22 protein-coding genes are annotated in these 26224 nt (G+C 75.3%); 7 read left to right on the forward strand and 15 right to left on the reverse strand.

The window, feature by feature from the left end:
• Positions 1-102: 102 nt before the first annotated feature.
• Positions 103-1461: a hypothetical protein gene (locus ACIBPC_RS14550; protein ID WP_398844239.1), complete on the forward strand. Its 1359-nt coding sequence runs from the start codon at positions 103-105 to the stop codon at positions 1459-1461.
• Between the two features lie 47 nt (positions 1462-1508).
• Positions 1509-2309, forward strand: coding sequence for a S1 RNA-binding domain-containing protein (locus ACIBPC_RS14555; protein ID WP_398844241.1), 801 nt, complete (start codon positions 1509-1511; stop codon positions 2307-2309).
• A gap of 106 nt (positions 2310-2415) precedes the next feature.
• On the opposite strand, the gene ACIBPC_RS14560 is transcribed toward ACIBPC_RS14555, so the two are convergent.
• Together ACIBPC_RS14560 and ACIBPC_RS14565 are read right to left on the reverse strand one after the other, a co-directional pair.
• Positions 2416-3648 (reverse strand): FAD-dependent oxidoreductase, encoded by a 1233-nt coding sequence (locus ACIBPC_RS14560; RefSeq protein ID WP_398844243.1) that lies wholly within the window; start codon positions 3646-3648, stop codon positions 2416-2418.
• Between the two features lie 18 nt (positions 3649-3666).
• Positions 3667-4161, reverse strand: coding sequence for an alpha/beta fold hydrolase (locus ACIBPC_RS14565; protein WP_398844246.1), 495 nt, complete (start codon positions 4159-4161; stop codon positions 3667-3669).
• 143 nt (positions 4162-4304) lie between these two features.
• On the opposite strand from ACIBPC_RS14565, the gene ACIBPC_RS14570 reads away from it, so the two are divergent.
• Positions 4305-5192 carry a helix-turn-helix domain-containing protein gene (locus tag ACIBPC_RS14570; protein WP_398844249.1) on the forward strand — a complete coding sequence of 296 codons (888 nt, stop codon included), beginning with the start codon at positions 4305-4307 and terminating at the stop codon, positions 5190-5192.
• 82 nt (positions 5193-5274) lie between these two features.
• Here ACIBPC_RS14570 and ACIBPC_RS14575 read toward each other — a convergent pair whose 3' ends face one another.
• Both ACIBPC_RS14575 and ACIBPC_RS14580 read right to left on the reverse strand, forming a co-directional pair.
• Positions 5275-6264: a helix-hairpin-helix domain-containing protein gene (locus ACIBPC_RS14575; protein ID WP_398844253.1), complete on the reverse strand. Its 990-nt coding sequence runs from the start codon at positions 6262-6264 to the stop codon at positions 5275-5277.
• Positions 6261-9698, reverse strand: coding sequence for a DNA polymerase III subunit alpha (locus ACIBPC_RS14580; RefSeq protein ID WP_398844256.1), 3438 nt, complete (start codon positions 9696-9698; stop codon positions 6261-6263). Before ACIBPC_RS14580 ends, ACIBPC_RS14575 begins: the two co-directional genes overlap by 4 nt.
• A 165-nt stretch (positions 9699-9863) precedes the next feature.
• On the opposite strand from ACIBPC_RS14580, the gene ACIBPC_RS14585 reads away from it, so the two are divergent.
• Positions 9864-10514, forward strand: coding sequence for an HAD family hydrolase (locus ACIBPC_RS14585; RefSeq protein WP_398844259.1), 651 nt, complete (start codon positions 9864-9866; stop codon positions 10512-10514).
• A gap of 6 nt (positions 10515-10520) precedes the next feature.
• On the opposite strand, the gene ACIBPC_RS14590 is transcribed toward ACIBPC_RS14585, so the two are convergent.
• On the reverse strand, positions 10521-12554 hold the full coding sequence (locus ACIBPC_RS14590; protein ID WP_362964854.1) for a glycosyltransferase: 2034 nt from the start codon (positions 12552-12554) through the stop codon (positions 10521-10523).
• Between the two features lie 312 nt (positions 12555-12866).
• Between ACIBPC_RS14590 and ACIBPC_RS14595 the strand changes: the two genes are divergently transcribed.
• Both ACIBPC_RS14595 and ACIBPC_RS14600 read left to right on the forward strand, forming a co-directional pair.
• Positions 12867-14969, forward strand: coding sequence for a LamG-like jellyroll fold domain-containing protein (locus ACIBPC_RS14595; RefSeq protein WP_398844261.1), 2103 nt, complete (start codon positions 12867-12869; stop codon positions 14967-14969).
• Between the two features lie 118 nt (positions 14970-15087).
• The gene (locus tag ACIBPC_RS14600; protein ID WP_398844264.1) at positions 15088-15216 is read left to right on the forward strand and encodes a hypothetical protein; all 129 of its coding nucleotides are present in this window, start codon (positions 15088-15090) and stop codon (positions 15214-15216) included.
• Here ACIBPC_RS14600 and ACIBPC_RS14605 read toward each other — a convergent pair whose 3' ends face one another.
• The 6 genes from ACIBPC_RS14605 to ACIBPC_RS14630 all read right to left on the reverse strand — a co-directional run bounded on the left by ACIBPC_RS14605 (position 15217) and on the right by ACIBPC_RS14630 (position 19822).
• Positions 15217-15969, reverse strand: coding sequence for an urease accessory protein UreD (locus tag ACIBPC_RS14605; RefSeq protein ID WP_398844266.1), 753 nt, complete (start codon positions 15967-15969; stop codon positions 15217-15219).
• Positions 15966-16679, reverse strand: a complete 714-nt coding sequence (gene ureG, locus ACIBPC_RS14610; protein WP_362964864.1) for an urease accessory protein UreG — start codon at positions 16677-16679, stop codon at positions 15966-15968. The genes ACIBPC_RS14605 and ureG overlap by 4 nt, the downstream gene beginning before the upstream one ends.
• Positions 16680-16690: 11 nt before the next feature.
• On the reverse strand, positions 16691-17377 hold the full coding sequence (locus tag ACIBPC_RS14615) for an urease accessory protein UreF (RefSeq protein WP_398844268.1): 687 nt from the start codon (positions 17375-17377) through the stop codon (positions 16691-16693).
• A gap of 10 nt (positions 17378-17387) precedes the next feature.
• Complete coding sequence (locus tag ACIBPC_RS14620) at positions 17388-19121, reverse strand: urease subunit alpha (protein WP_398844271.1); 1734 nt, start codon at positions 19119-19121, stop codon at positions 17388-17390.
• A gap of 76 nt (positions 19122-19197) precedes the next feature.
• A complete protein-coding gene (locus ACIBPC_RS14625; protein WP_362964870.1) occupies positions 19198-19503 on the reverse strand; it encodes an urease subunit beta in 306 nt (101 codons plus the stop codon).
• Positions 19504-19519: 16 nt separating this feature from the next.
• A complete protein-coding gene (locus ACIBPC_RS14630) occupies positions 19520-19822 on the reverse strand; it encodes an urease subunit gamma (protein WP_362964872.1) in 303 nt (100 codons plus the stop codon).
• Between the two features lie 217 nt (positions 19823-20039).
• Here ACIBPC_RS14630 and ACIBPC_RS14635 point away from each other — a divergent pair, with 217 nt between their 5' ends.
• The gene (locus ACIBPC_RS14635) at positions 20040-21065 is read left to right on the forward strand and encodes an aspartate-semialdehyde dehydrogenase (protein WP_362964874.1); all 1026 of its coding nucleotides are present in this window, start codon (positions 20040-20042) and stop codon (positions 21063-21065) included.
• 816 nt (positions 21066-21881) lie between these two features.
• Here ACIBPC_RS14635 and ACIBPC_RS14640 read toward each other — a convergent pair.
• From ACIBPC_RS14640 to ACIBPC_RS14655, 4 genes are all read right to left on the reverse strand, one after another.
• Positions 21882-23090 (reverse strand): DUF5685 family protein, encoded by a 1209-nt coding sequence (locus ACIBPC_RS14640; RefSeq protein WP_398844275.1) that lies wholly within the window; start codon positions 23088-23090, stop codon positions 21882-21884.
• Between the two features lie 98 nt (positions 23091-23188).
• On the reverse strand, positions 23189-24280 hold the full coding sequence (locus tag ACIBPC_RS14645; protein WP_398844277.1) for a S1 family peptidase: 1092 nt from the start codon (positions 24278-24280) through the stop codon (positions 23189-23191).
• Positions 24281-24650: 370 nt separating this feature from the next.
• A complete protein-coding gene (locus ACIBPC_RS14650; RefSeq protein ID WP_398844280.1) occupies positions 24651-24959 on the reverse strand; it encodes a hypothetical protein in 309 nt (102 codons plus the stop codon).
• Between the two features lie 104 nt (positions 24960-25063).
• Positions 25064-25984 (reverse strand): S1 family peptidase, encoded by a 921-nt coding sequence (locus ACIBPC_RS14655; protein WP_398844282.1) that lies wholly within the window; start codon positions 25982-25984, stop codon positions 25064-25066.
• Positions 25985-26224 lie beyond the last annotated feature (240 nt).

Consider the following 26224-nt stretch of genomic DNA (forward strand, 5'->3'; position numbering starts at 1 on the left):
GCCGGAGCCTGTCGGCGCTCCGCCATCGTGCCCGGAGCGCGGTGCGGGACTGCGGGAAGCATGGAGATGGCGGCGCGGAACGGACCGGGGTGGGGTGAGGCCATGCGGAGTTGGGCCGGGGTGCTGGCCGGCAAGCTGGTGTTCGTCACGATCTGCTGCTTCCCGGTGCCGATCGCCTTCGCCGTGGCGTACACCGCCTGGCGCGAGGGCGAGGACTGGGCGTGGATCGCGCTCGTCTCCGGGCTCGCCGGCGCGGCGCTGATCGTCGGCGTCGCCGTGAAGGCCGCGCGGGGCGACCTGCCCCGGATCACCCGCAAGGACCTGGCGGGGGCCACGCCCCTCCCCCACCGGGACGGCACGTTCGTGCTGTGGGCGCCCCGGTCGGGCGCGGGCCCGGCGGACGCGGAGCTGGTACGGGCGGACGTGCTGGAGGCGGCCCTCGTGCGCTACAGCCCGGAGGGCGAGGCGACCTTCACGACCTGCACCGGGGACCACACACCCGACGAGTTCACGCCACTGATCAGGCTGCGGCTGCGGGTGCACGGTCCCGCGGGGCCTTTCGAGACGACGGGCGAGTGGCGGGTGCCGTCCGTGTGCCTGTCGGCGGTGACAGCGGGCCGCCTGGCCGTGCTCGCCGCACGGACCGGCGGTGACGTCGTCCCGCAGTGGCCGCGCAGCACGCTGCTGGCGGGCACGCGGAGTTGCCGGGTGACCGGCCTCGACGGCCGCACGGACGACGTGACCGGGCGCCCGGTCCGCCTGCTGCGGCAGATGCGGATCGCGCGGGCGGCAGGCGGTGTGGAGCTGGAGGGCGACACGATCGACCTGCGGCGCCTCGACGCGGACACGGCGGCGCGGTACACCGCCCTGGCCGAGCGGGACCGCGCCTCCCCCGAGGCACGGGCGCCGGTGGCCGAGCCGGGCGAGGCGTCCCGGTGGATCGTGGACCGGCTCCCCGGCGAGAAGGGGGCGTTCGGCACGGTGAGCCGGCGATGGTGGCGGCGCGGCGGCGTGCTGGTGCGGGGCCGGTTCCTGAAGATGCGCTGCACGGACACGTTCCAGGACCACGGTCCGGTCCTGGACACGATTCTGCGCGTGCAACCGGCGGACGGCGGGCCCCCGTTCGACGCCGCGCGGCAGCTGACCGTGCCGATGAACTACCTGGCGGTCCTGCACCGCACCCGGGACGTCGTCCTGTACGCCGCCCCTGACGGCGGGTCGTACATCGTCGACTGGGCCCGCACCTGCCTGCTCGCCGGGACGGGCGCCGCCACCGTCGTGGCCCCGGATGGCCGTCAACTCGCCGTGACGGAACGCCCCGGCGTGCTGTGGGCGCTGATGAACCTGCTGGCGTCCCACGGCGTCTCCGTCCCGGGGCCCGTGCTCGACCTGCGCGGGCACGGGATGAACGCGGTGGCGGAGAAGGTGCTGGACGTGCTGCGCGGCGGCGGTCCACCGTGACGGGGGGTGCCCGCCGTGCCGGAACGCCCCGTGAAAGGCTGGGAGGCGTGGACGCAGCGGCGGACGGGCGGGCTGCCCGGGACTTCCTCGCGACACTCGGCGTCGGCGACCTCTGCGGGGGGACCGCGACCGAGGTGACCCGCTCGCACGGGCTGGTCGTGACACTGGACGGCTTCCCCGCGCGCCCGCTGGGGACGGTCGGGCCGCTGGACGTGTCCTGGCGGCCGGGCGTTCCCGCCGCGGTGCGGGCCGGGCAGCGGATCACGGCCGAGGTGATCGCCGTCGAACCGGGCGAGGAACGGGTCAGGCTGTCGATGGCCGCCACCGAGAACCCGGAGCTGTGGGCCTTCCTCAAGGCGCGCCGTCCCGGCGAGATCCTCTCGGGGACCGTCGCGTCGCTCCAGAGGTTCGGCGTGTTCGTCGCCCTGGACGAGGGCCCGGCGCACCCGGTGTTCCCCGGCGTCGGGTTCATCACCATCCCCCAACTGTCCTGGCACCGCGTCGAGGAGGCGTCGGACGTCGTCAGCACCGGGCAGCGCGTCTCGTGCGCGTTCCTCCAGTTCGACACGTGGAACGGCGAGGCCAGGCTGTCGCTGCGGGCGACGCGGCCGGACCCGTTCCTGGCCTTCGCGGACGGCCTGACGGTGGGCCAGTCCCTGCGCGGACGGGTCACCCGGTCCCTGCCTGCCGGTGTCCTCGTCCGGATCGCCGACGGGGTCGAGGGGCTGATCCGGCAGGCACGCGCCGTCCGGCCGGGCGAGGAGATAGCGGTGGTCGTCGCGGGCATCGACCGGGAGCGGCGGAGGCTGGTCCTCTCCCGACACGAGCCCGCCCCTGACCTGCCCTGATCCCCGGCCCTGGTCGCCCGGCCCCCGCCAAGGCACCGCCGCCGAGGGGATCGAGCTGCCCGGCGGACCCTGCGGCGCGGGCGCCGACAGCAGCCCTGCGGACTCCTCACCCCGCCCCGGCCGCGCCTCGTGACGCGGTGGGCGGCGGCGGGTAGTCGTCGACGGTCACGGAGTTGTGGAGGCGTGCGCTCCTGGTGGTGAGGCGGAGGAGGGCACGGCCGGCCCCAGCGGGCAGGGCGGAGATCAGACGGGCGCCCTGGGCCAGGCCCCACACGCCGAGGCGCGAGGTGGGCACCAGGGTCTTCGCCGCGCTGAGCGCCGCCTCGCGGCTGCCGCGTACGTACTGCGCCATCGCACGCTCGTACGCGGGGAAGGCACGCTCGTGGTCACCGGCCGCCCGCGCCAGCTCCCCGGCGAGGACGTACGCCCCGACGACGGCCAGGCTGGTGCTGCCGCCGACGACCGGGCCGGGGCAGCAGCCCGCGTCGCCGACGAGCGTCACCCTCCCCCGCGACCAGGTGTCCATGCGGAGCTGGGTGATCGAGTCGAAGTAGAACGCGGGGGTGCGGTCCAGTTCGTCCAGCCAGCGGTCCACGTCGGGGTGCATGCCCTCGAACGCACCGCGCACCAGCTCCTTCTGCCGGTGCACGTCGTGGTGGTGGCCGGGCTCACGCCCGCTCCGGAAGAGGAAGAGCGCCCGCGCGTCGCCGAGGTGCCGCGCGCCGTACATGCCGGCGGTGCGGCCGACACCGGCGTGCAGGACGAGTTCGCCGTCGAGCCCTTGGAGGTTGGGCAGGGTCAGCACCCCGAAACAGGCGCCGGTGAAGGCGCTGAAGCGGGACTCCTCGCCGAAGACGAGGCGGCGCACTTCGGAGTGCAGCCCGTCGGCGCCGACGACGAGGTCGAAGCGGCGTGACGCGGCCTTCTCGAACCGCACCTCACCGTCGGGCGAGACGGCGGTGACCGAGTCGCCGAAGACGTACTCGACGTCGTCGCGCGCGGCGTCGTGGTAGATCCGGCTCAGGTCGTCGCGCATGATCTCGAGGTGCCGTTCGGAGGCGGCACGGAAGATCCTGGCGAGGTTCACCCGGACGGGATGCCGCGCGCCTTCCCGGTGGACGGTCATCCGGCTGGTGCCGGTGGCCCGCTCCTCGATGCGCGGGAGCACGCCCATCTTCTCCGAGATGTCCATCGCGGGCCGGAACAGATCGACCGCGTGGCCGCCGGCCCCGCGCGGAGCCGGCGCGCGCTCGACGACTGTGACGGAGAAGCCGTGCCTGGTGAGCCAGTAGGCCAGCACCGGACCGGCCACGCCGGCGCCGGAGACAAGGATCCGCATGCCGCCCCTCCTCGTCATTCAGGCCACCCGTGCGGCGCGGGTCGCGGTGAAGGCCGACAGGGGAACGGCGGTCCGCGGGGGGTCCTCGGGTACCGGTGAGTGCCCGAGACCGGGCAGCGGTTCGACTGCCGCGCCCGGAACGGCGCGGTGATCGGCGGCGGACGAGGACCGCCGCCCGCGGCCGTCCGCGCCGAAGTTCACCGGCAGCGGCTTGCCGAGGGCCGTCAGCCGCTCCGGGAGCGCGTAGCCGCGGTCGGCCGGTTCGGCCGACCGGCCGTGCCCGGGCAGGCCGATCCGGATGACGCGGTGAGAACCGGTCAGCAGCGGAACCATCGGGTTCCACGCGCGGGCCGAGGACGCGGGCCCGTGGATGAGCGGGAGAGCGGGGGCGTCATGAGGGCCGTCCTGGCCGTCCTGGCATACGTGGATGTCGCCGTCGTCCGGCGACAGGGTCGACCGCACGGTGGCCCCGGTGCTGCCGTTCCCGTGCGATCGGTCGTCAGAAGCAGTCATGGGCCCACTGTCGCCGCCGACTCCGCCGACGGATTGGACGAATGTCCCCCTCGGCCGGCTCAGGCCCGAAGGGCCTGGAGGGTCGCCCCCATACCGGCAGAGCTGCCAGGGAGGATCCGGAAGACGACCCCTAGCATGGGCCGGTGTCGACTTTCATGCACGGTGGGGCGGAGTGGGACGTCGCATGTCCGCGGCGTCCCAGCAGGCTGGCCGGTGTCACCATGGCCGGATTCCGTGTCCACGACCTGGCCGCGCTCCGGATGGTCCCGCACCCGTCCGTGACACTGTCGCTGGAGTTCGGCGCCCGCTCGTCCGTCCTCGACTGTGCCGCCGGACGGCAGCACCGGGGAAGCGCCGTCGCCGGGCCCGGGTTCGGGACCGGCGGCGGGGTCCGGGTGCGGGGGGAGCACATCGAGTGTGTGCAGGTACGCCTGTCACCGGTGATCGCACGCGCGGTCCTGGGCGCCTCCCCCGCCGGCCTCGACGGCGCCGTCGTGCCTCTGGACGACCTCTGGGGCCGGGAGGCGTCCCGGATCCGCGAGCAACTCGGTGATGTCCCGTCGTGGCAGGGCCGCTTCGCGTTGACGGACGCGCTGCTCGCCCGCCGGTACGAGGCGGCGCCGCCGGTGGACCCGGAGGTGGCCTGGGCCTGGCACCGCATCGTCGCCGGCCGTGGCCTGGCCCGGGTCGACGGACTCGCGGCCGAGGTCGGATGGAGCCGTAAGCGCCTGTGGTCCCGGTTCCGGGCGCAGCTCGGCCTGCCGCCCAAACGCGCGGTCAGGCTGGTCCGCTTCGACCACGCCGCCCACCGCCTGGTCGCGGGTGAAGGCGCCGCCCGGGTCGCGGCCGACGCCGGCTACGCCGACCAGTCCCACCTGCACCGGGACGTCATGGCGTTCACCGGGGCGACCCCCGCGGCCGTGGCCGGCGAGCCGTTCCTCGCCGTCGACGACCTCGCGTGGCCCGGCCGCGGAACACCCGGCGAGCCTCATGCGCCAAGGGGCTCCGGCTCGGCCGCCCGCCGGGCATAGGACGGCTGCCGTCGGGCGGACGGGGTCGGCGGCGCCGTCTCCCGGCCGACGCGTCGGCCATGCCCGGGCAGCCGTGACGCCGTCACGGGCGGACGAGTGCCGCGGGCCCCACCGAGCCGGGCCATCTCGCGGCGATACGGTCGAGGACCGGTTCAATTCGACGGGCGCTCTCCGTCTGCCGGTCGAAGGTGAGCTGCCGACCGGAGGACCGCGCGTCCGTCAGGTCCTCGGCGCGCAGCGCGACGGTGCGGACGCGTGCCCGCTGGAGGCCGAGCGCGTCGTGCAGGGCGTAGGCCGTGCCCGCCAGCGCCGGGGTGTGGGCGGTCGGTTCCGGCAGGGTGCGGCGGCGCGTGGTGGCGGTGCGGTCGGCGTAGCGGACGGTGAGGGTGAGGGCGCGGGTGGTCTGCCCGGTGCCGCGCAGCCGGTGGCCGAGCCGGTCGGCGAGCGTGAGCAGGGCGCGGCGGCGGACGGCGGGGTCCAGTTCGTCGTGGCCGAAGCGGTGCTCGGCCGCCGTGGACCTGGCCGGTGTGCCGGGGACGACGGGGGTCGGGTCGGTGCCGCGGGCGAGGGCCTGCACCCGGCGGGCGGTGGACGCGCCGAGGATGCGCTGGAGCGTGAGGGGCGGCGCGGCGGCCACCAGGCCCGCCGTGTGGATGCCGTACGCGGCGAGGGCGCGGGCGGTGGCGGGGCCGACGCCGTGCAGGTCGGCGGCGGGCCGGTCGGCGAGGAAGGCGGCGATCGCGTCCGGGTCGTCGGGCACGGCGCCGATCCCCGGGCCGCCGCCGGGCGGGGCGGCGGCGAGCCGGGCGAGCAGCGGGTTGGGGGCGACGCCGATGGCGCAGTCGGTGCCGTGCAGGGCCAGGCCGCGTACGCGGACGAGCCGGGCGAGCCGTACGGCGTCGAGGCCGAAGTAGCGCAGGGCGCCCCGGACATCGGCGAGCGCGGCGTCGGGCGGCAGGGCCTGGACGACGGGGGTGATGCCGTGCAGCACGTCGAGCAGCCCGTCGTAGGGCGCGTGGCCTGGGCGGTCCGTGGTCAGGTAGCGCACGTAGAGCACGTGCCGCCCGGTCATCCGGCGCTCCCCGGGCTGGAGTGCCACAGCTTGCGCGGCGGGGTGGCGGCGGAACCGCCCGCCGGGCGGAGGTCGGCCCAGGGGTGGAGGGTGGCGCCGGTGGGCAGCTCGATGCGCCGGGCGGTCCCCTCCTCCGGCGCCTCCCCGTCCCCGGGGCTGTCGGCGAGGCGTTCCGCCACCGCGTCGAGGCCGCCGGTGCGGCGCAGTTCGGCCAGCTCGGTGAGGTCCCAGGCCGCCTGGCCGACGACGGTCAGCGCCCGCGCGCCGCGCCGCTGGACGGTGCCGCGCACCAGCAGCAGCCAGGAGTGGAACACGGTGTGGGCGCACGCGGCGTGGCTGTCCTCGAAGAAGGTCAGGTCCACCAGGCCCGAGGTGTCGTCCAGGGTGGCGAAGATGATGCGCCTGCCGGAGCGGATCGCCGGTGTCTGGGTGGCGGCCTTGGCGCCCGCGACCAGCACGGTCTCCCCCTGCCGCGCGTCGCGCAGGCGGTGGGCGCTGAGCACGCCCAGCTCGTCGAGGAACGCGCGGTGCCCCGCCAGCAGGTGGCGCTGGGACTCCATGCCGAGCACGTCGAGTTCGGCGCCGAGCCGTTCCTCCTCGTCCAGGTCGGGCAGCCCGGCGGGGGGCGTGCGCTCGGTGTCGCCGAACGGGAGCTGGCCGCCGCCGGGTCCGCTGCCGACGCGCTGGCGGTGCAGGTCGGCGATGTGGAGCAGCAGGTCGCGGCGGTTGGCGCCGAAGGCGTCCAGGGCGCCGACGGAGGCGAGCCGTTCGGCGACCGGTCTGGACGGGGCGGCGCGGGCGAACAGGTCGCTGAGGGAGGCGTACGGGCGGCCCGCGGCGATCCGTTCCGCCTCCTCGCCGCTGATGCCCCGGACGTCGCCGAGGGCGAGCCGGACGCCCCACCGCCCCGATTCGGACTCCAGTTCGATTCGATAGGCGGCGTCCGACGCGTTGACGTCCAGCGGCAGCACCGGCACCCCCCGGCGCCGCGCGTCGGCGAGCAGCAGCCGCTTCGGGTACATCCCCGGGTCGTGCGTGAGCAGCCCGGCGTAGAACGCGGCCGGGTGGTGCGCCTTGAGCCAGGCCGACTGGTAGGTGGGCACGGCGAACGCGACGGCGTGCGCCTTGCAGAAGCCGAACGACCCGAAGGACTCGACGATGTCCCAGGTCCGCGCGACGACCTCGGGCGCGTACCCCCGCTTCCCCGCCTCGGCGGCGAACCAGGCGGCCACCCGCCCCTGCCGCTCCCGGTCGGACAGCGCGCGCCGCGCCTCGTCCGCCAGCGCGCGGTCGCAGCCGGTCATCCGCGCGAGCACGCCGATGACCTGCTCGTGGAAGACGACGACGCCGTGCGTCTCGCGCAGGACCGGCTCCAGGTCCGGGTGCGGGTAGCGCGCGGCCCGCCGCCCGGCCCTGCCCTCGATGAACGGCCGCACCATGTCGGCGCCGACGGGGCCGGGCCGGAAGAGCGATATGTCGACCACAAGATCGTGGAAGTTCTCCGGCTGGAGCCGCGCGATCAGGTCGCGCTGTCCCGGCGACTCGATCTGGAAGCACCCCAGCGTCTCGGACGACCTGATCAGCCGGTACGTGTCCGGGTCGCCGGGCGGCACGCGGTCGAGGTCGAGCCGCTCCCCGGTGGCACGCTCGGTCTCGGCGACCGCGTGCGCCATGGCGGACTGCATCCGCACCCCCAGCACGTCGAGCTTCAGCAGCCCGAGGTCCTCCACGTCCTCCTTGTCGAACTGCGACATCGCGAAGCCCTCGCCGCTGGTGGGCACCACGGGCGTACGGTCGCGCAGCGACGTGTCCGACAGCAGCACGCCGCAGGGGTGCATGGCCACGCCGCGCGGCAGCGCGTCCAGCGCCTCCACCAGCTCCCACATGCGCGGCCCGTACGCGTCGGCGTCCACGTCGCGCAGCTCAGGCAGCTCGGCGAGCGCGGCGCGCGCGTCCCTGGCCCTGATGTGGGGGAACGCGGTGGCCAGCCGCCCCGTCTCGGCCGGGTCGAGGCCGAGGGCGAGCCCGACGTCGCGGACGGCGTGCCGCACGCGGTACGTCTCGGGCATCGCGACGGTGGCCACGCGCCGCTCCCCGAAGCGGTCGAAGATCGCCCGGTACGCGTCGAGGCGGCGCGCGGACTCCACGTCCACGTCGATGTCGGGCAGCACGGCGCGGCGCGGGGAGAGGAACCGTTCCATCAGCAGCCCGTGCTCGACCGGGTCGGCGTGCGCGATGCCCAGCAGGTGGTTGACGAGCGAGCCGGCGCCCGAGCCGCGCGCGGTGACGCGGATGCCCAAGCCCCTGATGTCCCGCACGACCTGGGCGACGGTGAGGAAGTACGACGCGTAGCCGAGGCGGGCGATGAGGTCCAGCTCGGCGTCGAGCCGGTCCCAGCGCACCCGGTCGCGTTCGAGCCGCCGGGCGACCATCCCGGCCGTGCAGCGGGAGCGCAGGACGCGGTCGGCGGTACGGTCGGCCGCGCCGACGAGCCCGGCCTCGGGGAAGTGGACGCTGCCGATGCCGAGGTCGCCCTCGGGGTCCACGCGGCAGGAGTCGGCCGTCTCCTCGGTGACGGCCAGCAGGCGGCGCGCGGCGGTGGCGCCCATCCCGGCGGCCTCCGCGGCGGCGTCGGCGGCTGAGGCCATCGCGGCCGGGCCCTTCAGCCAGTGCTGGCCGTTGTCGTGCGGGCCGCGCGGGTCGATGGGGACGAGGCGGCGCGCGGCGTCGAGGACGTCGGCGACGCGCCCCTGCCCGGGGTCGGCGTAGCGGACGCCGTTGGTCAGCACGGGGGGTACGCCGGTGGTGGCGGCGAGGCCGAGGGCGCGGGCGGCGGGGCGTGACGGGCCGCTCGCGTCCACGGCGATGCGCAGCCCGTCTCCGGCGGCCTCGCGCCACGGGTCGAGCAGGCGCGCGGCCCGGTCGGGGCGCCCGGCGGCCAGGGCGCGGCCCGGCGGGGAGTCGGGGCCGAGCAGCACGACGAGGCCGTCGAGCCCGCCGCCGGTCACCTCGGCCCAGGGCAGCAGGGGCCGTTCGCCCGTCCCCGCGACGGCGGCGTGGGCGGCGGTGATCAGGCGGCACATCCTGGCCCATCCGGCGGCGCCGTCGCGGGCGAGGAAGGTGACGCGGGGCGCGGACTCGTCGGTGAACGCGCCGCCGCGCACGGGCGTGCGCCGCCTGGCCGCCGTGCCCGGGGGGCCGTCGGCGGGTTCCGGGGCGGCGACGGCCAGTTCGACGCCGTAGACCGGCCTGATGCCGGCGGCGGCGCAGGCGCGGGTGAAGCGGACGGCGCCCGCGAGGGTGTCGCGGTCGGTCAGGGCGAGGGCGTCCATGCCGCGCTCAGCCGCCCGTTCGGCGAGGCGTTCGGGGTGGGAGGCGCCGTAGCGCGCGGAGAAGCCGGAGACGGCGTGCAGGTGCGTGAAACGCGGGGTCATCCGCACCTCCTCCCGTCATGCCAGGCCCCCGTCTCTCCGTTCCTGGGTCCACCATAAACCAGCCATCGAACACATGTACGACAGAGAGCATCGCAGGTCAGCGGCGGACCCTCCCGCCCCCTGGCCGGATCCCGCCCCCCGCCCGGCACGGGTTAGGCTGCCCGGGTGGCGCTTCCCCTCGACCTGGTGATCTTCGACTGCGACGGCGTGCTTGTGGACAGCGAGCCCCTCGCCCTGCGTGTGTGCGTCGAGTTGGGCGCCGAGCTGGGCTGGCCGCTCACCGAGCACGAGATCGTCGACCGCTTCCTCGGCCGCTCCGAGCAGGCCGTGCGGCTCCAGGTCGCCGAGCGGCTCGGCGAGGCCCTGGCCGAGCGGTGGGGCGAGGAGTACAGGGCGCGGCTCGCCGCCGTCATCGACGCGGAGCTGACCGAGGTCGCGGGCGTCTCCGCCGCCCTGGACACGCTCGGCCCGCTCCCCCACTGCATCGCGTCGAGCGGCGGGCACGACAAGATGCGCCGCACGCTGAGCCGTACGGGCCTGTACGAACGGTTCGCGGGGCGCATCTTCAGCGCCACCGAGGTGGCGCGCGGCAAGCCGGAGCCCGACCTGTTCCTGTACGCGGCGGAGCGGATGGGCGTCGCGCCGGAGCACTGCGTGGTCGTGGAGGACAGCCAGTACGGCGTACGGGCCGCCCGCGCGGCGGGGATGCGGTCGTTCGGCTACGCGGGCGGGCTCACGCCGGCCGAGTGGCTGGCGGGGCCCGACACCGTCGTCTTCCACGACATGCGCGAGCTGCCCGCCCTGCTCGGCCGCTGACTCACCTCACTCGTCGGCGGCGGCCTCGGCGGTCTCCCCGGGAGCGGGCGGCGGGACCTCGCGGGCGCTCAGGACGAGCACGTTGTCCGAGGTGTACCCCACGCGCACGGCGACCCCGTCTCGCACGGCCGCCGGGTACACGTCCGTGGCCCTGCGGTCGGCGCTGTCCCCGCCGATGCGGCCGACCGTGAGCAGGTGCCCGTCCGCGGTCCGCAGGCGTACCTCCCACTGCGTGGGCTCTTCCTGGGCGCGCCGGGCGAACGCCTCGCCGTAGGGCAGGGTCAGCAGCATCCGCTCCTCGTCGAGGGTCACGGCCGTGGCGGTGAAGTCGCGCCCGGCGTCGAGGCGGCACGCGGCGACGGCGCCCGCCACCCGGCCCGGGGCGGCGTTCCCCAGCAGCCGCACGGTGACGGTGGCCGAGTCCTCGTGCGCCGCGATCCCGGTGACCTCCGCGTGGGCGGGGCGCTGCCAGACGCGGACGGTGAGGTTGCCGTCCTTGGTGGTGTACGGGACCCAGGAGGTGACGCCGCCGGAGGCCGTGGCGGGCGGCGCGGTGACGAGCGCGGCCTGCTCGACGAGCGCGGCGGCGACGCGGCGCGGCTTGTCGCCCTCGGTGGCGAGGAAGCAGTCCCAGCGGCCCTCGGCGAGGGCGTGGGCGGCGCGGGGGACGGCGGCGCGGCCGTCCCGGTCCAGCGGGACGCGTATCTCCCGGCGCGGGGACGACTTGCGCAGCCGCAGCACCAGCTCGCCCCGCGCGGCCTGGCCGAGCGCGACAGTGAAGCCGCCGTCGGGCGTGGCGGCGCAGTGGGCGGACGGCGGTCCCGCGTCGGGCACGGCCGCGACGACCGGCTCGGCGGCGGCCTGCCGCTTCCGGCCGCCGAACAGGCCCCGCAGCTTCCCGGCCGGGCGCAGCGCGGGCCGCAGTTCGCCGAACAGCTCCTCGTACCGGCGCGCTATCGCGTCCGGCCGGTAACGGGCCGCCGTGGCCTGCGCCTTCCCCGCCATGCGGCGGCGCAGCCCGGCGTCCGCCATCAGGGTCCGCAGGCTCTGCGCGACGGCGTCGGCGCCGCCCTCCGGCGGGACGAGCAGGCCGTCCTCGCCGTGCGTGATGATCTCGCGCGGCCCGACCGGGCAGTCCGTGGAGACGACGGGCACGCCGCACGCCATCGCCTCGACGATGGTCAGGCCGAACGACTCGTACTCCGACGTGACGGCGGCTATCGCGCCCTTGGCCCACTCGGTCTCGATGGGCGCGGCGGCCCCCATGAGGCGGGCGCGGTCGGAGAGGCCGAGCCGTTCGATGTGCTCCCGCAGCCCCGGCTTGGCCTGGCCGCGGCCGTAGATCCGCAGCTCCCAGTCGGGGAACTCGCCGGTCAGCTTGGCGAACGCGTCGAGCAGCCGGTCGTAGCGCTTGACGCCGACGAGCCGCCCGGCCGCGACGATCACCCGGCTGTCCCCGGTGGCCGGGGCGACGGCGGGCGCGGCGGAGCCGTTGGGTATGTGGACGATGCGGGCGGGGGCGTCCGGCAGCGCCGCGCGGTAGTCGGCGGCGTCGGCGGCGGCCACGGGGGCGAACGCGTCGAGCAGCGGCACGGCGGCGAGCTGCATCTCCCGCGACTCGGCCGACCGGGTGCCGAGCTGCGAGTGCTCCTGCCCGATCCGCAGGTAGCGCGAGGTGCCGAGCCTGCCGAGGTAGGTGTTGAGGGTGGGCCGGGTGCCGATCACGACATCGGCGTCGGTGGCGGCGAGGAACGCGCCCAGCCGCTCGTCGCTGAGCCGCGACGCGGTCCGCTCCCCCGGCAGCACCTCGCTCGGCCCGGCCTGCGCGAGCAGCGCGGCGTCCGCCGTCCCCTCGCGCTCGTCGATCAGCGTGACGATCCGGACGCGCGGGTCGAACGTGAAGCTGGTCGTGTCGCGGTGCCGGTAAAGGCTCGCGATCGTGACGGTGTGCCGCTCGGCGAACGCCGCCGACAGCGTCGACACGGCCCGGATCGTCCCCCCGATGCCGTAGGCGTTGTTGAGCAAGAACGTGATCTTCACACCGACTCCCCCTCACACGGCCCGCACTCCTCCCCCCGGCGGACACGTTTTCTCCATAACGTGCCAAAGATGTTGCCACACCGGCATCGGGTGCCACAGAAAAGAGCCGACGTCACACCATGTCGAGCCGGGCGAACGACGCAATCCACACATATCCCCACCCACGAAGTGAGGGAAGTCACAAGATTGTTTGCCCATGAACACGTCATCGGCACGCCATTGCCCCCCTTCGGCCACCTTTCCGCTACAGGGACGTCACCCTAGGGTCAGCTGGCGTATACCTGCCGTGCTGATCCGTGTTGGGGTGGACCGTTGCAACAGGCAAGACGACGAAACAAGGAACGGGCGGGGACGCTGCTGGCGTCCGCGGCGCTGCTCGCCGGGCTGGTGCCCGCCGTCCTGGCGGCGGACGCCACAGCGGCGCCGGTGGAGGGGCCACCGGACCAGATCACTCCCGCCCAGCTGTCCATGGAGTACGGCGGCGCGTGCCGCCCCGCCTCCGACCCCGCATGGACCGGCTCGCTCGAACAGATCGAGGCCCGTGACGTCACCGACCCCGACGGGGACACGGTGGCCGTGGAGTTCGCGGCGAGCTGGGACGCGGGGGACGGCCAGGGGGACGCGGTGCGCTGGGAGTCGGGGCTGACCACGGCCCTGTCGTCCGGCTCCACCTTCCGCGTCACCCTGCCCGAGGACATCCCGCCGGACACGCCCGTCCGGTGGCACGCCCGCTCGTTCGACGGCACGGCGTACAGCCCGTGGTCCTCAAGCGGCGACGGGCGGCACGCCTGCCACTTCGTGCACGACAGGACGAGCCCCGCCGAGCCGGACATCTCCTCGGCGGCCTACCCGGAGTTCCGGAGGGATGACCCGGTCGCGCCCTGGCACCAGGGCACCGGGCACTACGGCAGCTTCACCCTGACCGCGCACGACGACGACGTGGTCGAGTATGTCTACTGGCTGAACGGCGGCCCCATGGTGACGGTCCCCACCACCGGCGGAGCGGCACGCACGATCGACTGGGTACCACCGACTCCCAGCGAGCACACCCTCACTGTCAGGGCACTCGACCGCGCGGGCAACGGTTCCGACGAGGTCACCTACGTCTTCCGCGTCGCCGCCGGTGCCGGTCCCCGCGCGCGGTGGCAGGCCGACGAGGCCGCCGGTGCGTCCGCCACCCCCGCCGCCGTCCCGGCCCGCTGGGCGAACCTGGCGGGCACGGCCACCCTGGGCACCCCCGGGACCACCGGCACGGCGCTCCACCTCGACGGCGCGACGGGATACGCGGCGACGACCGCCCCCGTCGTGGACACGAGCAGGTCGTTCACCGTGTCCGCCTGGGCGCGGCTGGACGCGGAACCGGCGCAGGACGCCGTGGTGGTCACGCAGACCGGCAGGCGGCAGGCGGGCTTCGAGCTGTCCTGGTCGGCGGCCGACGGCGGCTGGGCGTTCGGCCGGTACGGCGCCGACGCGGCGGACGGCACGGCGCCCGTGCGGGCGCTGGCCACCGACGTGGACGTGGTGCCCGGCGCGTGGACGCACCTGGTGGGCACGTACGACGAGGCGTCGGGGCAGCTGCTCCTCCACATCGACGGGCAGCTCGCCGGCACCGCCCCGTTCGACGGCGCCTGGAACGCGTACGGCCGCGTCCTGATCGGCGCGGGCGACACCGGCGGCACGCCCCGCTCGTTCTTCCCCGGCAGCATCGACGACGTGCGCGTCTGGGACCACGCGAGGACCCCAGCCGACCCGGACAGCACCGGCCGCCCCGCCGTGGCGCGCTTCCCGCTGGACGAGACGACCGGCCGCCGCGTCACCGGCGCGGCCGCCGCGCTGCCCGCCGGGTACCACGGCGGCGTGCAGACCGGCGTCCCCGGCGTCCACGGCCGGGCCGCGCACTACAACGGCACGGACGCCTACGCCACGACCGCGACCGGCCTGGTCGACACCGGCCGCAACTTCGCCGTCTCCGCCTGGGCGCGGCTCGACGGGACCCCGGCGGCGGACGCGGTGGTGGCCGCGCAGGCGGGCCCGGCGGGTGTCGGCTTCGAGCTGTCCTGGTCGGCGGCCGACGACCGCTGGTCCTTCGCGCAGTACGACGGGGAGGGCGCCGGGGCACGGGTCACCCAGCCGGACGGGCAGACCGCCGCGAAGGACACGTGGACGCACCTCGTCGGCGTGCACGACGCGTACGCGGGGACGCTGACCCTGTACGTGGACGGCGAGAGGGCGGGCTCGGTCCCCTTCGACACCCCGTTCACGGCGGACGGCCCCGTCCTCATCGGCGCGGGCGACACCGGCGGCACGCCCCGCTCGTTCTTCCCCGGCACCATCGACGACGTCCGCGTCTGGGACCGCATGGTGACCGACTACGAGGCCGCCCAGATCTACCACCAGGCCCCGATCACCCCCTGACACGGCGCCGCGCCGCCTCATGCCCACGAGGCGGCGCGGCGTCAGGGCGCCGGGACGGCGAACGGAGTGCGCTGATGAACGGGCAGCGGGTCGGGATCTCTTCCGGAGAACTGCGGCCGTGCACGCCGCGCCCGACGTCCGCGCCGATCCGTCCGAGCAGACCATCGGGCTGCTCTCGGAGACGTGGGCCCAGCTCGATGCCGTGCTGGGGGACGTGCTGCGTGCCATCGGTGGCGAAGTGGCCTGACTACAGCAGCACGCCCAGGTGTTCCGCGCCCGCTGTCAGGAGGCGGCGCAGTGTCAGGCCGTCGGCCGCCACCGCTGTCACCAGGGCGGCGGGGGCGGCCAGCGGTGTCACCATCGCCGTGTCGCCGAGGAGCAGCGGTTCGGCGGGCTTGTCGGTGAACGCCGGGTCGGCGACGAGGAGTTGGCCGACCGCCCGGTGCCCGCCCAGGACGGCCCCGCCGTCGGCGCCGGGCGCGCCTGGCCCGTACGCCAGCTCCTGGTCGAGCACGACGGCCCCGCCGATCCCCAGCACCAGCCGCGCCACCAGCCGCCCCGGCGCCTCGCCGGAACGCCCGAGGATCTGCTCCTCCCGGTAGACGAGCCGCGCCGTGTCCGCGAGGTCGGCGCGGGTCGTCATCCGCAGGTCGCTGCGCGCGGCGGAGATCACGGGCTCGGGCAGCCAGTGCAGCGAGCCGCCGCCGCCCACGCTCAGGGCGGTGTCGTACGTCGCGCCCGCCGCGTCACGCCCCGGCAGCGCGACGGTCGCGGCGGCGGAGGTGACGCGCAGCGCCGCGCCCGGCAGGACCTCGGCGGTCAGCCGCAGCCGGTCCCCGCCGAGCGGCGCGCTCATCGCGCCGACCACCGTGACCTGGCTGTACGCCCCCGCCGCCCGCGTGCGGCGCAGCGCGAGCGGGCCGTCGCCCCGCAGCAGCGGCAGCGTCCCGTCCGCCGCCGCGGTGAGGCGCGCGTGGGCGGTGACCCCCGCCCCCGTCATACGGCGGCGGCACGCACCGGGCGCCCGGCCGTCCAGGCGGCGAGCCGCTCCCGCACCCACTCCGCGACCGGCCGCACGCCGTCCTCGCCGCGCAGCGAGGTGAACGCGACGGGCAGGTCGCCGCGCTGCGCCTTCGCGTCGCGCGCCATGCCGTCGAGGTCGGAGCCGACGTACGGGGCGAGGTCGGTCTTGTTGACGACGAGCAGGTCCGCCGAGGTGACGCCGGGCCCGCCCTTGCGCGGGATGTCGTCCCCCGCGGCGACGTCGATCACGAAGATCTGCGCGTCGACCAGCCCTGTGGAGAAGGTGGCGGTGAGGTTGTCACCGCCCGACTCGACGAGCACGAGGTCGAGCGGCCCCGTGCGCTCCTCCAGGTCCTCCACGGCCTCCAGGTTGGCGGAGATGTCGTCGCGGATGGCGGTGTGCGGGCAGGCGCCGGTCTCGACGGCGGCGATGCGCTCCGGCGGGAGGACGGCGTTGCGCAGCAGGAAGTCGGCGTCCTCGCGGGTGTAGATGTCGTTGGTGACGACGGCGATGGACAGTTCGTCGCGCAGCGCGCGGCACAGGGCGGCGACGGTCGCGGTCTTGCCTGAGCCGACGGGCCCGCCCAGGCCGATCCGCAGGGCGCGGCGCGTGCCGTCGGGAAGGGTGGGGCGCGCGCTGCTCCAGGTGTGGCGGTGGGGGAATGTCTCGGGGTGGTCGAGGTGCATGGGCGGGCTCCCTAGGAGGCGAAGAGGCGCACGGGCCAGGCGGCGTGCTGCTGTGCGGTGATGTCGAGGAGGGGCGCGGAGGCGGCGGGGAGGCGGCCGGTGTCGCCGGTGGCGCGTACGGCGTCGGCGGCCGCGGTGGCGCGCTCGGCGACGGAGTCCATGGCGTCGGCGAGCCCGGCGAGCACGGCCGTGGCGTCGAAGGGGTCGAGGCTCAGGAGCCGTACGGCGGCGGTCGCCGGGCCGCCGCAGCTCTCGTACGCGGCCGTCTGCGCGGCGTCGCGCGGCGCCAGCCCGGCGGCGCGGGCGGTCAGGCCGAGGACGACGGGCTGGTGCAGGCCGCGCGGCCTGGCGGCGGCCACGGCGTCCAGCTCGGGGGAGGGCCAGGTGGCGCGTGCGGCGCGCAGGAGCTGGCGGCCCAGCTTGCGGGCGGTGTCGCGCAGGGCGGGCGCGGGCGTACGGGCGTCGGCGGCGGCGTCGAGCGCGTACGGGTCGCAGCCGGCGCAGGCGGCGGCCGCCAGGGCGGCGGCGACCAGGCCCGTGGTGTGGAGGCGGCCCTCGCAGAAGGCGGCCAGGGTGGCGGGGCCCTGGATGCGGCCCGCGCGGACGGCGGCCTCGGCGCCGCCGGAGTGGGCGTGCGCCCCGGCGGGGAAGCGGCCGTCCGCGAGGAGCAGCAGGGCCGCGCGGCGGGAACTCGTCAAAGGCGTGCCCCTAGAAGAGGAAGTAGCGCTGGGCGAGGGGCAGTTCGGTGGCGGGCTGGGGGACGACCGCCTCGCCGTCGATGGTGACGGTGAAGGTGTCGGGGTCCACGGCGACGGCGGGCCTGGCGTCGTTGAGCCGCATGTCGGCCTTGGTGACGCCCCGGGTGTTCGCGATGGCGGTGAACGACTTGCCGACGCCGTACCGGTCGCCGAGGCGCTCGTCGAGCCCGGCCTCCAGCGCGAGCGCGGTGACGAAGTTGAACGAGTTCGCCGCCGGGGCGCGCCCCGTGGCGCCGAACATGGGGCGCGGCAGGACCGGCTGCGGCGTCGGGATGGACGCGTTGGCGTCGCCCATCTGCGCCCAGGCGATCTGGCCGCCCTTGATGACGAGCAGCGGCTTCACGCCGAAGAACGCCGGGTCCCACAGGACGAGGTCGGCGAGCTTGCCCGGCTCGACGGAGCCGATCTCGTGGTCGAGCCCCTGCGCGACGGCCGGGTTGATCGTGTACTTGGCGATGTAACGGCGGGCCCGCAGGTTGTCGGCGGCGCCGTCGCCCGGCAGCGCGCCGCGCCGCCGTTTCATCACGTGCGCGGTCTGCCACGTGCGCATGACCACCTCGCCGACGCGGCCCATGGCCTGCGAGTCGGAGGAGATGATCGAGATGGCGCCCAGGTCGTGCAGGACGTCCTCGGCGGCGATGGTGGACGGCCTGATCCTGGACTCGGCGAAGGCCAGGTCCTCGGGCACGGACGGGTTGAGGTGGTGGCAGACCATCAGCATGTCGAGGTGCTCCTCGACGGTGTTGACGGTGTGCGGGCGCGTCGGGTTGGTCGAGCTGGGCAGGACGTTCGCCTCGGAGACGACCGTGATGATGTCCGGCGCGTGCCCGCCGCCCGCGCCCTCGGTGTGGTACGCGTGGATGCCGCGCCCGGCGATCGCGGCGAGGGTGTCGGCGACGAAGCCCGCCTCGTTCAGCGTGTCCGTGTGGATCGCGAGCTGGGCGCCGGTCTCCTCGCACACGGACAGGCAGGCGTCGATGGCGGCGGGGGTGGCGCCCCAGTCCTCGTGGATCTTGAAGCCGACGGCGCCGCCGCGCAGCTGGGCGAGCATGGCGTCGCGGGAGACGGTGTTGCCCTTGCCGAGCAGGCCGATGTTGAGGGGGATGCCGTCCAGGGCGGCGAACATGCGGGCCAGGTGCCAGCCGCCGGGCGTGATGGTGGTGGCCTTCGTGCCCTCGGCGGGGCCCGTGCCGCCGCCGACGAGGGTGGTGACGCCGGAGGCGAGCGCCTCGTCGGCGATGGTCGGCGAGATGAAGTGGACGTGCGCGTCGATGGCCCCCGCGGTGAGTATCCGGCCGTTGCCCGCGATGATCTCGGTCTCGGGGCCGATCACGAGGTCCGGGTGCACGCCGTCCATGGTGTCGGGGTTCCCGGCCTTGCCGAGGGCGGTGATGCGGCCGTCCCTGATGCCGACGTCCGCCTTGACGATCCCGGTGTGGTCGAGGACGACGGCGCCGGTGATCACCGTGTCGGGGGTGCCCTCGGCGCGGGTGGCGCGGGACTGCCCCATGGACTCGCGGATGACCTTGCCGCCGCCGAAGACGGCCTCGTCGCCCGCCCTGCCGGGGCCGCCCGCGAGGTCGTCCTCGATCTCGATCAGCAGGTCCGTGTCGGCGAGCCGCAGCCGGTCGCCGGTGGTCGGTCCGAACAGGTCGGCGTACCGGGCGCGGGTCAGCTCGGCCATGCCCGTCCCCTCTCCTCGGTCGTGCGGATGATGGTGGCGGGGGCGGGGGCGGGGGCGGGGACGGGGGCGGTGGTGGTCACAGCGCGCCGCCGGTCTCGCCGCGCAGGCCGGGCACGACGCGGCGGCCTGCCAGCGGCACCAGCTCCACCTCGACCGGGATGCCCGGCTCGAAGCGGACGGCGGTCCCGGCGGCGATCCCGAGCCGCTTGCCGCGCGCGGCGGCGCGGTCGAAGACGAGGCCGGGGTTGGCCTCGGCGAAGTGGTAGTGCGACCCGACCTGGACGGGGCGGTCGGCGCCGTTGGTGACGGTCAGCCGCGTCACGGGCGCGCCCTCGTTCAGGGGGACGGGGGTGTCGGCGTACAGGATCTCTCCGGGGATCACGGGTGCCTCCTCCTGCTCAGGCGATGGGCTCGTGGACGGTGACGAGCTTGGTGCCGTCCGGGAAGGTCGCCTCGACCTGGACGTCGTGGATCATCTCGGGCACCCCCTCCATCACGTCGGCCCGGCCGAGGACGCGGCGGCCCGACTCCATCAGCTCGGCGACCGTGCGGCCGTCGCGCGCGCCCTCCAGGACGTGGGCGGTGATCAGGGCGACGGCCTCCGGGTGGTTGAGCCGCAGCCCCCGGGCGCGCCGCCGGTCGGCGACGTCCGCGGCCACGTGGATGAGCAGTCGCTCCTGCTCGCGCGGGGTGAGTTGCACGCCTTCCACCTCTGCTGTCGTGGGGACCGGAAACGCCAGGTTCCGGAGGTTAGTTCGACCTCGTTACGGTGGCGTTACTTCCATACAGAACTATCACCGGCGTGAATGGATTGGCCTTCGGCACTCCGCTCGGGGCAGTCTGGTGAGGGACGGCGGGACATCCACCGGACGAGCACCCTGCCCGTACGGACGGGCGGGCGTACTGCGAAGGAGCCTCATGAAGATCGGGATCGTCGGAGCAACGGGACAGGTCGGCGGCGTGATGCGCGGCATCCTCGCCGAGCGGAAGTTCCCGGTGGACGAGCTCCGGCTGTTCGCCTCGGCCCGCTCGGCGGGCAGCACGCTGCCCTGGCAGGACGGCGTGGTCACGGTCGAGGACGCGGCGGCCGCCGACTTCTCCGGGCTCGACATCGTGCTGTTCTCGGCGGGCAAGACCACGTCGAAGGCGCTCGCCGAGAAGGTCGCGGACGCCGGGGCCGTCGTGATCGACAACTCCTCCGCCTGGCGCATGGACCCGGACGTCCCGCTCGTCGTCTCCGAGGTCAACCCGCACGCCGCTGCGGACCGCCCCAAGGGCATCATCGCCAACCCGAACTGCACCACCATGGCCGCCATGCCCGTGCTGCGCCCGCTGCACGCCGAGGCGGGGCTGACGGCCCTCGTCGTCGCCACCTACCAGGCGGTCTCCGGCAGCGGCCTGTCCGGCGTCGCCGAGCTGGAGGGCCAGGTGCGCGCCGCCGCCGGGCAGGACCTGACGCGCCTCGCCTTCGACGGGCAGGCCGTGGACTTCCCCGCGCCGCAGCAGTACGTCCGCCCCATCGCGTTCAACGTCCTGCCGATGGCCGGCTCGCTCGTCGAGGACGGCCTGGAGGAGACGGACGAGGAGCAGAAGCTCCGCAACGAGAGCCGCAAGATCCTGGAGATCCCCGGCCTCAAGGTCTCCGGCACCTGCGTGCGCGTGCCCGTCTTCACGGGCCACTCGCTCCAGATCAACGCGCGCTTCGCCCGCCCCCTCGGCCCGGCACGCGCCCGCGAGCTGCTCGACGGCGCGCCCGGCGTGGCCCTGTCCGACATCCCGACGCCGCAGCAGGCGGCGGGCCGCGACGCCAGCTACGTCGGGCGCATCCGCGCGGACGAGACGGCGGAGAACGGGCTCGCGCTCTTCGTCTCCAACGACAACCTGCGCAAGGGCGCGGCGCTCAACGCGGTGCAGATCGCGGAAGTGGTCGCGGCCGACCTGTAGCCGTCACGGGCGGCGGCTGCCCCCTTCCCCGCGAGGACACGGGGACAGCCGCCCCTCCCCCACCGCCACCACCCGACCGCTCCGGCTCGCCGAACACCGCTCGCCGCCGCACCGACCAGCACCGGCCGGCACGTCCCAGCCACCCCCCGAACGGCCGCCCCGGTCACGGAACGCGAGGACGCCCTCCGCCGGATGTCCCACAGGCGAACCGCAGCCCGGCGAGCACCACCGACCGTCCACGACCACGCCCCCTGCGCCCAGCGCCCGTGCCGTCGCGGCACCCGCACCGCACGGGAACCGGCCGCCGCGTGAGCGGCCGACCGACACACTCTGACGCCTTCGGCACGGGTCGCCGGAGGGCCCTCACATGCCGGACACCCGAGACACCCGCCGCGCAGAGCGCAGCCCCGGTCCGGCGCCCCCCGTGATCCCGTACGCGCCCCACCCGGCCCACCCGCCGTGCACGCAGTCGGCCTCGTGCCCTCACCACGTAGCGGTCAGCAAGTCCTCTCCTGCCGCCACACCGGTCCACAACCATCCCGTACAGCGCACCCCATCTCCCGGGCACAACCGTCCGGCGCACTCACCGCGCCCTGCCGTGTCACCCGGAGCGGCGGAGAGCGGCCGCCCGCCGCACACAGCGGAACAGGGCCGCCGCCCGACACCACGTCCCCGTCCGGCGGCGCACCCCGGTCCACACGCGTCACCCGGTGCCCTACCTCCACAGCCCCCGTGCGCAGCGGTCAGTGCACCACGGTCACCTGTCGGCCGCCCCCACCGCCACGGTGCGGCAGGGGCCGGGGACGGCCGGGGCGCTCAGCAGTTGCAGTCGCAGTTGCAGTCGCAGCAGCCTCCGTCGCCCCCGCTGTCGCCGCCACCGCAGTTGCAGCACTGGCAGCAGTTGCAACACTCGCAGCACTCCGCGTAGTGGCACCAGCCGTGCCGCTCCTTGCCCGTCCACGGGTCGGCGTAGTCCTCGCGGCAGCAGACCTGGCAGGTGCAGAACATCGCGCTCCACGCCGCGCAGCCCGCCCAGAAGCCGCGCCGGTCGCCCCGCTTGCCGCGATCCGGCAGGCCCGGCAGCCCGTCGGGCAGCCCCGGCGGCAGAGGCGACGGCCCGGACCCGTCGGCCGATGCCTCCGCGCCGTGCGCGTGCCCGTCGTGCGCGTGCCCGCCGCCGAAGGCGCGGTCCACCGAGCGCCCGACCTCGTGCGCCAGCAGCAGGTGCGCCAGCTTCCCGTCGGAGAACTCGGCGTCCCGCAGCGCCAGCCGTATCCCCGTCACCGCCTCGTCGCACAGCCGCCTGACCTCGGGCAGCGGCGTCCCGGTGGCGTCGATGGGGTTCCACGCGCCCTCCCGCCGGTCCTTCTCCAGGTCCTCCACGGCGTCGAGCAGGTGGGCGAGGCGGCCGAAGAGGGCGCCCGCCTCCGCGAGCGGCGCCGCGTTCCCCGGGCGCCCGGCGAGCCGCGCCGTGTGGGCGAACGCGGCGGCGGTCGCCGTCTCGACCGGCTCGGTCACGGCCAGCACGGACGTGCCGGGCCCCGCGAGCCCCTCCACCTCCGGCTGCCGCGCCACCGCGTCCACCAGCACCGACGTGTCGAAGCCGACCGCCCCGCCGGAACGCGCGCCCGCCGCGTCCCACCCGGAGGCGACGCGCCGCGCCGCGCCCGCGAGCACCGGGCGGGCGAACACACCGTCCCGGTCCGCCACATGGTCGCGCAGCTTGGCCGACGCCAGGACGAGGGAGACCACCGCCGCGAGGCGCGCGCCCTCGTCCGCCGCGACCGAGGCGGTGCGCATCCCCCGCAGCGCGCACGGCCCCGCGGTGCGCCGTACCCGCGCGCCCGCGGGCGCCTGGGCGGCGAACAGCACGGATATCAGCAGCCCGTCGTAGTTGGTGGCGACCCGCGCCGCCTGCCCCCGCACCCCCCGCAGGGCCAGGCACAGCCCGCACAGGTGCCCCATCCACTCCTGGAACAGACCTTCGGGCAGCCGGTGCCTGCACGGCCGCACGATTCCGAACATTGCGCGTTCCCCCCTGTCGCGCCGCAGCGCGGAGCCCCCGGTCCCTGTCGGACCGGGGGCTCCGTGAAGCGACGTGCCGGTGATCTGACGGTCTACCGCTACGGGATCGTAGCCCCCACCGCGGCGAGCGCGTCCGTCACGGGGTAGAAGAACGTCGTCCCGCCCGACGTGCAGTCACCGCTGCCGCCCGAGGTGAGGCCGACCGCGCTCGACCCGTCGAACAAGGCGCCGCCGCTGTCGCCCGGTTCGGCGCACACAGTCGTCTGGATCGTGCCCTCGACCGTGCCCTGCGGGTAGCGGACGGCGACATCCACGGCGGTCACCTGGCCGTCGTGGACGCCCGTGGTGCTGCCGCTGCGCTGTACGTTCTGACCGACCGTCGCCTCGGCGGCGCCCGTGATCTCCTGGGTGCCGCCGTCGTAGAGGGACACCTCGCTCGGGTGCTCGGGCGCCGGGTCGGCGTACTCGACCAGCGCGTAGTCGGAGCCGGGGAACTCACCGGCCGTCAGGGTGCCGACCGCCGCGCCGCCCGAGGAGTCGGACCAGGAGCTGCCGACGCTCCCGCAGTGCCCGGCCGTGAGGAAGCCGGGGGCGCCGTCCACCGTGACGTTGAACCCGAGCGAGCAGCGCGCGCCCGAGCTGTAGATCGCCTCGCCGCCCGCGAGGAAGGGCTGGAACTCCCCGGGCACCGCGGCCAGGGAGGCGGTGTCGCCGAGTCCGGCGACGGCGGTGCGCAGGTCCGTCAGCTCCGCGCCGCGCACCGTGCTGTCGGTGGTGACGCGGACCGTGTTGGAGACCGGGTCGACGGCCCAGGCCGTGCCGGCCACCGCGAACCCGGCGACGGCGTCCTTCACCTCGTCGAGTTCGGCGAGGCTGTGGCGGACGACGCGGGCCTCGGCGCCCGCGCCGCGGACGGTCGAAGCCGCCGCCTCGTCCGTGACGTTGACGACGAGCCTGCCCGAGTCCGCGTCGTAGTAGGTGCCGCCCGAGGTCTCGGGGGTGAGTTGTGCGGAGAGTGAGGCCGCGAGAGTGCCCGCCTCGGCGGACGAGAGGACCCGGGGCGCGGCCGTGGGGACCGCGGCCGGGTCGGCGTTCGCCTCCGCGACGGCGAAGGTGCCGGCGAAGAGGGCCGCGGCGCCGGCCGCCGCGGCGGCGACACGTCGCCGGTGTGACGTACGTCGGTGTGTCACGCTCTTTTCCTCCTGTGGGGGTTGGAGCCGGAGCTCCGGAGAGCGCATGAACCCGGCCGGTCCCGGCCGGCGCGGCGCGGGCCAGTCACGTTCATGCCAAGCGATACCGGCGAGTATCCGAGCCGGGCGGGTACGGCACAAGGCCGAGAACTTGCCCCGACCATATGAGCACACCGGTGAAGGTAATGCGCGTAAACCATCCAGAACACTCCGCCTTTTCCTGCGCGGGACGGACAGCGCGGCGGCACCTTGCGCATGCGTACGCTCGCCCGGCGTGGCGGGGGCAGCGACATCAAGTGGTCTGGACCTGTCTGGAAATCGCCGTCTGCTACGCGCGTTTCACCCACATACCGGTCCCCCCGAACACATGTCAGGTGATCTGCATCACAGTCACGTCGCGGACGGCGGCGCGCCGTTCAGGCGTACGCGCGGGGCCGACCGCCGCCGCCCGGCGGGGCTCAGACGCGGCGCCGAGGAGGCGGCACCGGCCGGCCCGGGACGGGCGTACGCGCAGGTCGGCGGCGTACGCGGGCGCCCTCCGCGGACGGCGGTACGCGCGCGGGGCGCCGTCGTACGGGCCGCCCGGCGCGGCGTTCAGGCGCGGCCGGGAGGCGCCCTGAGGCGGGGTCAGCGCGCCGCCGACCGCCCCGGCCGACGCGGGGCCACAGGACAGGACCACGGACGGAAGGCGCCGGGAGCCGCCGTCGGCGGGCCGGGACAGCACTCCGCCCCGCCGGTCGGGGACCGGCGGGGCGGAGCGTCGTGCGAGGGGACGCGAAGGCGTCAGAGGATGGTCGCCCCGTAGGCGCTCAGGGCCTCGACGACGGGCTGGAAGTACGTGGTGCCGCCCGTCGAGCAGTTGCCGTTGCCGCCGGAGGTGAGGCCGATGGCGGTGCGGCCGGAGAACAGCGGGCCGCCGCTGTCGCCGGGCTGGGCGCAGACGTTGGTGCGGATCAGGCCGGAGACGATGTCACCGCCGCCGTAGTTCACCGTGTAGTTGAGACCGGTGACCGAACCGCCCCACAGACCCGTGGTGCTGCCGCTGCGCTGGACGCTCTGGCCGACCGTCGGGTTCGCCGCGCCGGTGATGTCCACCGTGCTGCCGTTGTACAGGTTGACCACGCCGGGTGCCGGGATGGCGCTGTTCGCGTAGCGCACCAGGCCGTAGTCGTTGCCCGGGAAGCTGGACCCGGCCGTCGGACCGATGTACGTGGTCAGCGACGAGTTGGTGTACCAGTTCGGGAAGCCCTCGGTGCAGTGGCCCGCCGTCAGGAAGTAGGCGGCGCCGCCGATCGAGACGTTGAAGCCCGCCGAGCAGCGCCAGCCGAGGTCGGCGTAGATCGGGTCGCCACCGGCGAGGTAGCGCTGGAGGGTGCCCTCGGTGCGCTCCACCGAGAGGGCGCCGGAGAGCGCGCCGGCGCTGCTGCGCAGCTCGGCGATCTCGGCGTTCGAGACCGTCTCGTCCGCCGTGACGACGACGCGGCCCGACTGCTTGTCCACCGTCCAGGCGGTGCCCGAGACGTCCGCCTCGAGCACGGCGTCGCTGGCGGCCTTCAGCTGCGAGGTGCTGTAGGTGGCGACCGGCTCGGCCTGGGCCGCGTTCGGCATCACGAACGCGGCGGCGGCCAGCAGGCCAGAGGCGGCGGCGGCCAGCCGGAGCCGGCGGGACATACGCCCGTGGGGGTTGGTGCGCTTCAAACCCACTTGATCCTCCAGTAAGGAATCCGGTGCCCATTGGCTGTCTGGGCAGGGGTGAGGCGTGGCCAGGGGCGGGACGGCGGGGACGCGCCCCTTCCGCCATGACCCTGACAAGCGCTGCTGCAGAGTCTTCTCACCGCCGACGCCGTTGAAAAGAACGCCTTTTGGACACCCTCCGCACGCGCTCCGTCACCCGATCGGCCGGGCGCGGGGAACTTACTCGCAGTCAGCACGCCGCGAGCACAA

The organism is Streptomyces sp. NPDC049879, assembly GCF_044461265.1.
Lineage (GTDB): Bacteria > Actinomycetota > Actinomycetes > Streptomycetales > Streptomycetaceae > Streptomyces.

What these genes read in the sequence shown, in the direction of transcription:
- ACIBPC_RS14550 (WP_398844239.1), top strand. Translation starts at nt 103, where the DNA reads ATGCGGAGTTGGGCCGGGGTGCTGGCCGGCAAGCTGGTGTTCGTCACG.
- ACIBPC_RS14560 (WP_398844243.1), bottom strand. Translation starts at nt 3,648, where the DNA reads ATGCGGATCCTTGTCTCCGGCGCCGGCGTGGCCGGTCCGGTGCTGGCC.
- ACIBPC_RS14565 (WP_398844246.1), bottom strand. Translation starts at nt 4,161, where the DNA reads ATGACTGCTTCTGACGACCGATCGCACGGGAACGGCAGCACCGGGGCC.
- ACIBPC_RS14575 (WP_398844253.1), bottom strand. Translation starts at nt 6,264, where the DNA reads ATGACCGGGCGGCACGTGCTCTACGTGCGCTACCTGACCACGGACCGC.
- ACIBPC_RS14580 (WP_398844256.1), bottom strand. Translation starts at nt 9,698, where the DNA reads ATGACCCCGCGTTTCACGCACCTGCACGCCGTCTCCGGCTTCTCCGCG.
- ACIBPC_RS14605 (WP_398844266.1), bottom strand. Translation starts at nt 15,969, where the DNA reads ATGACGGGGGCGGGGGTCACCGCCCACGCGCGCCTCACCGCGGCGGCG.
- ureG (WP_362964864.1), bottom strand. Translation starts at nt 16,679, where the DNA reads ATGCACCTCGACCACCCCGAGACATTCCCCCACCGCCACACCTGGAGC.
- ACIBPC_RS14620 (WP_398844271.1), bottom strand. Translation starts at nt 19,121, where the DNA reads ATGGCCGAGCTGACCCGCGCCCGGTACGCCGACCTGTTCGGACCGACC.
- ACIBPC_RS14635 (WP_362964874.1), top strand. Translation starts at nt 20,040, where the DNA reads ATGAAGATCGGGATCGTCGGAGCAACGGGACAGGTCGGCGGCGTGATG.
- ACIBPC_RS14640 (WP_398844275.1), bottom strand. Translation starts at nt 23,090, where the DNA reads ATGTTCGGAATCGTGCGGCCGTGCAGGCACCGGCTGCCCGAAGGTCTG.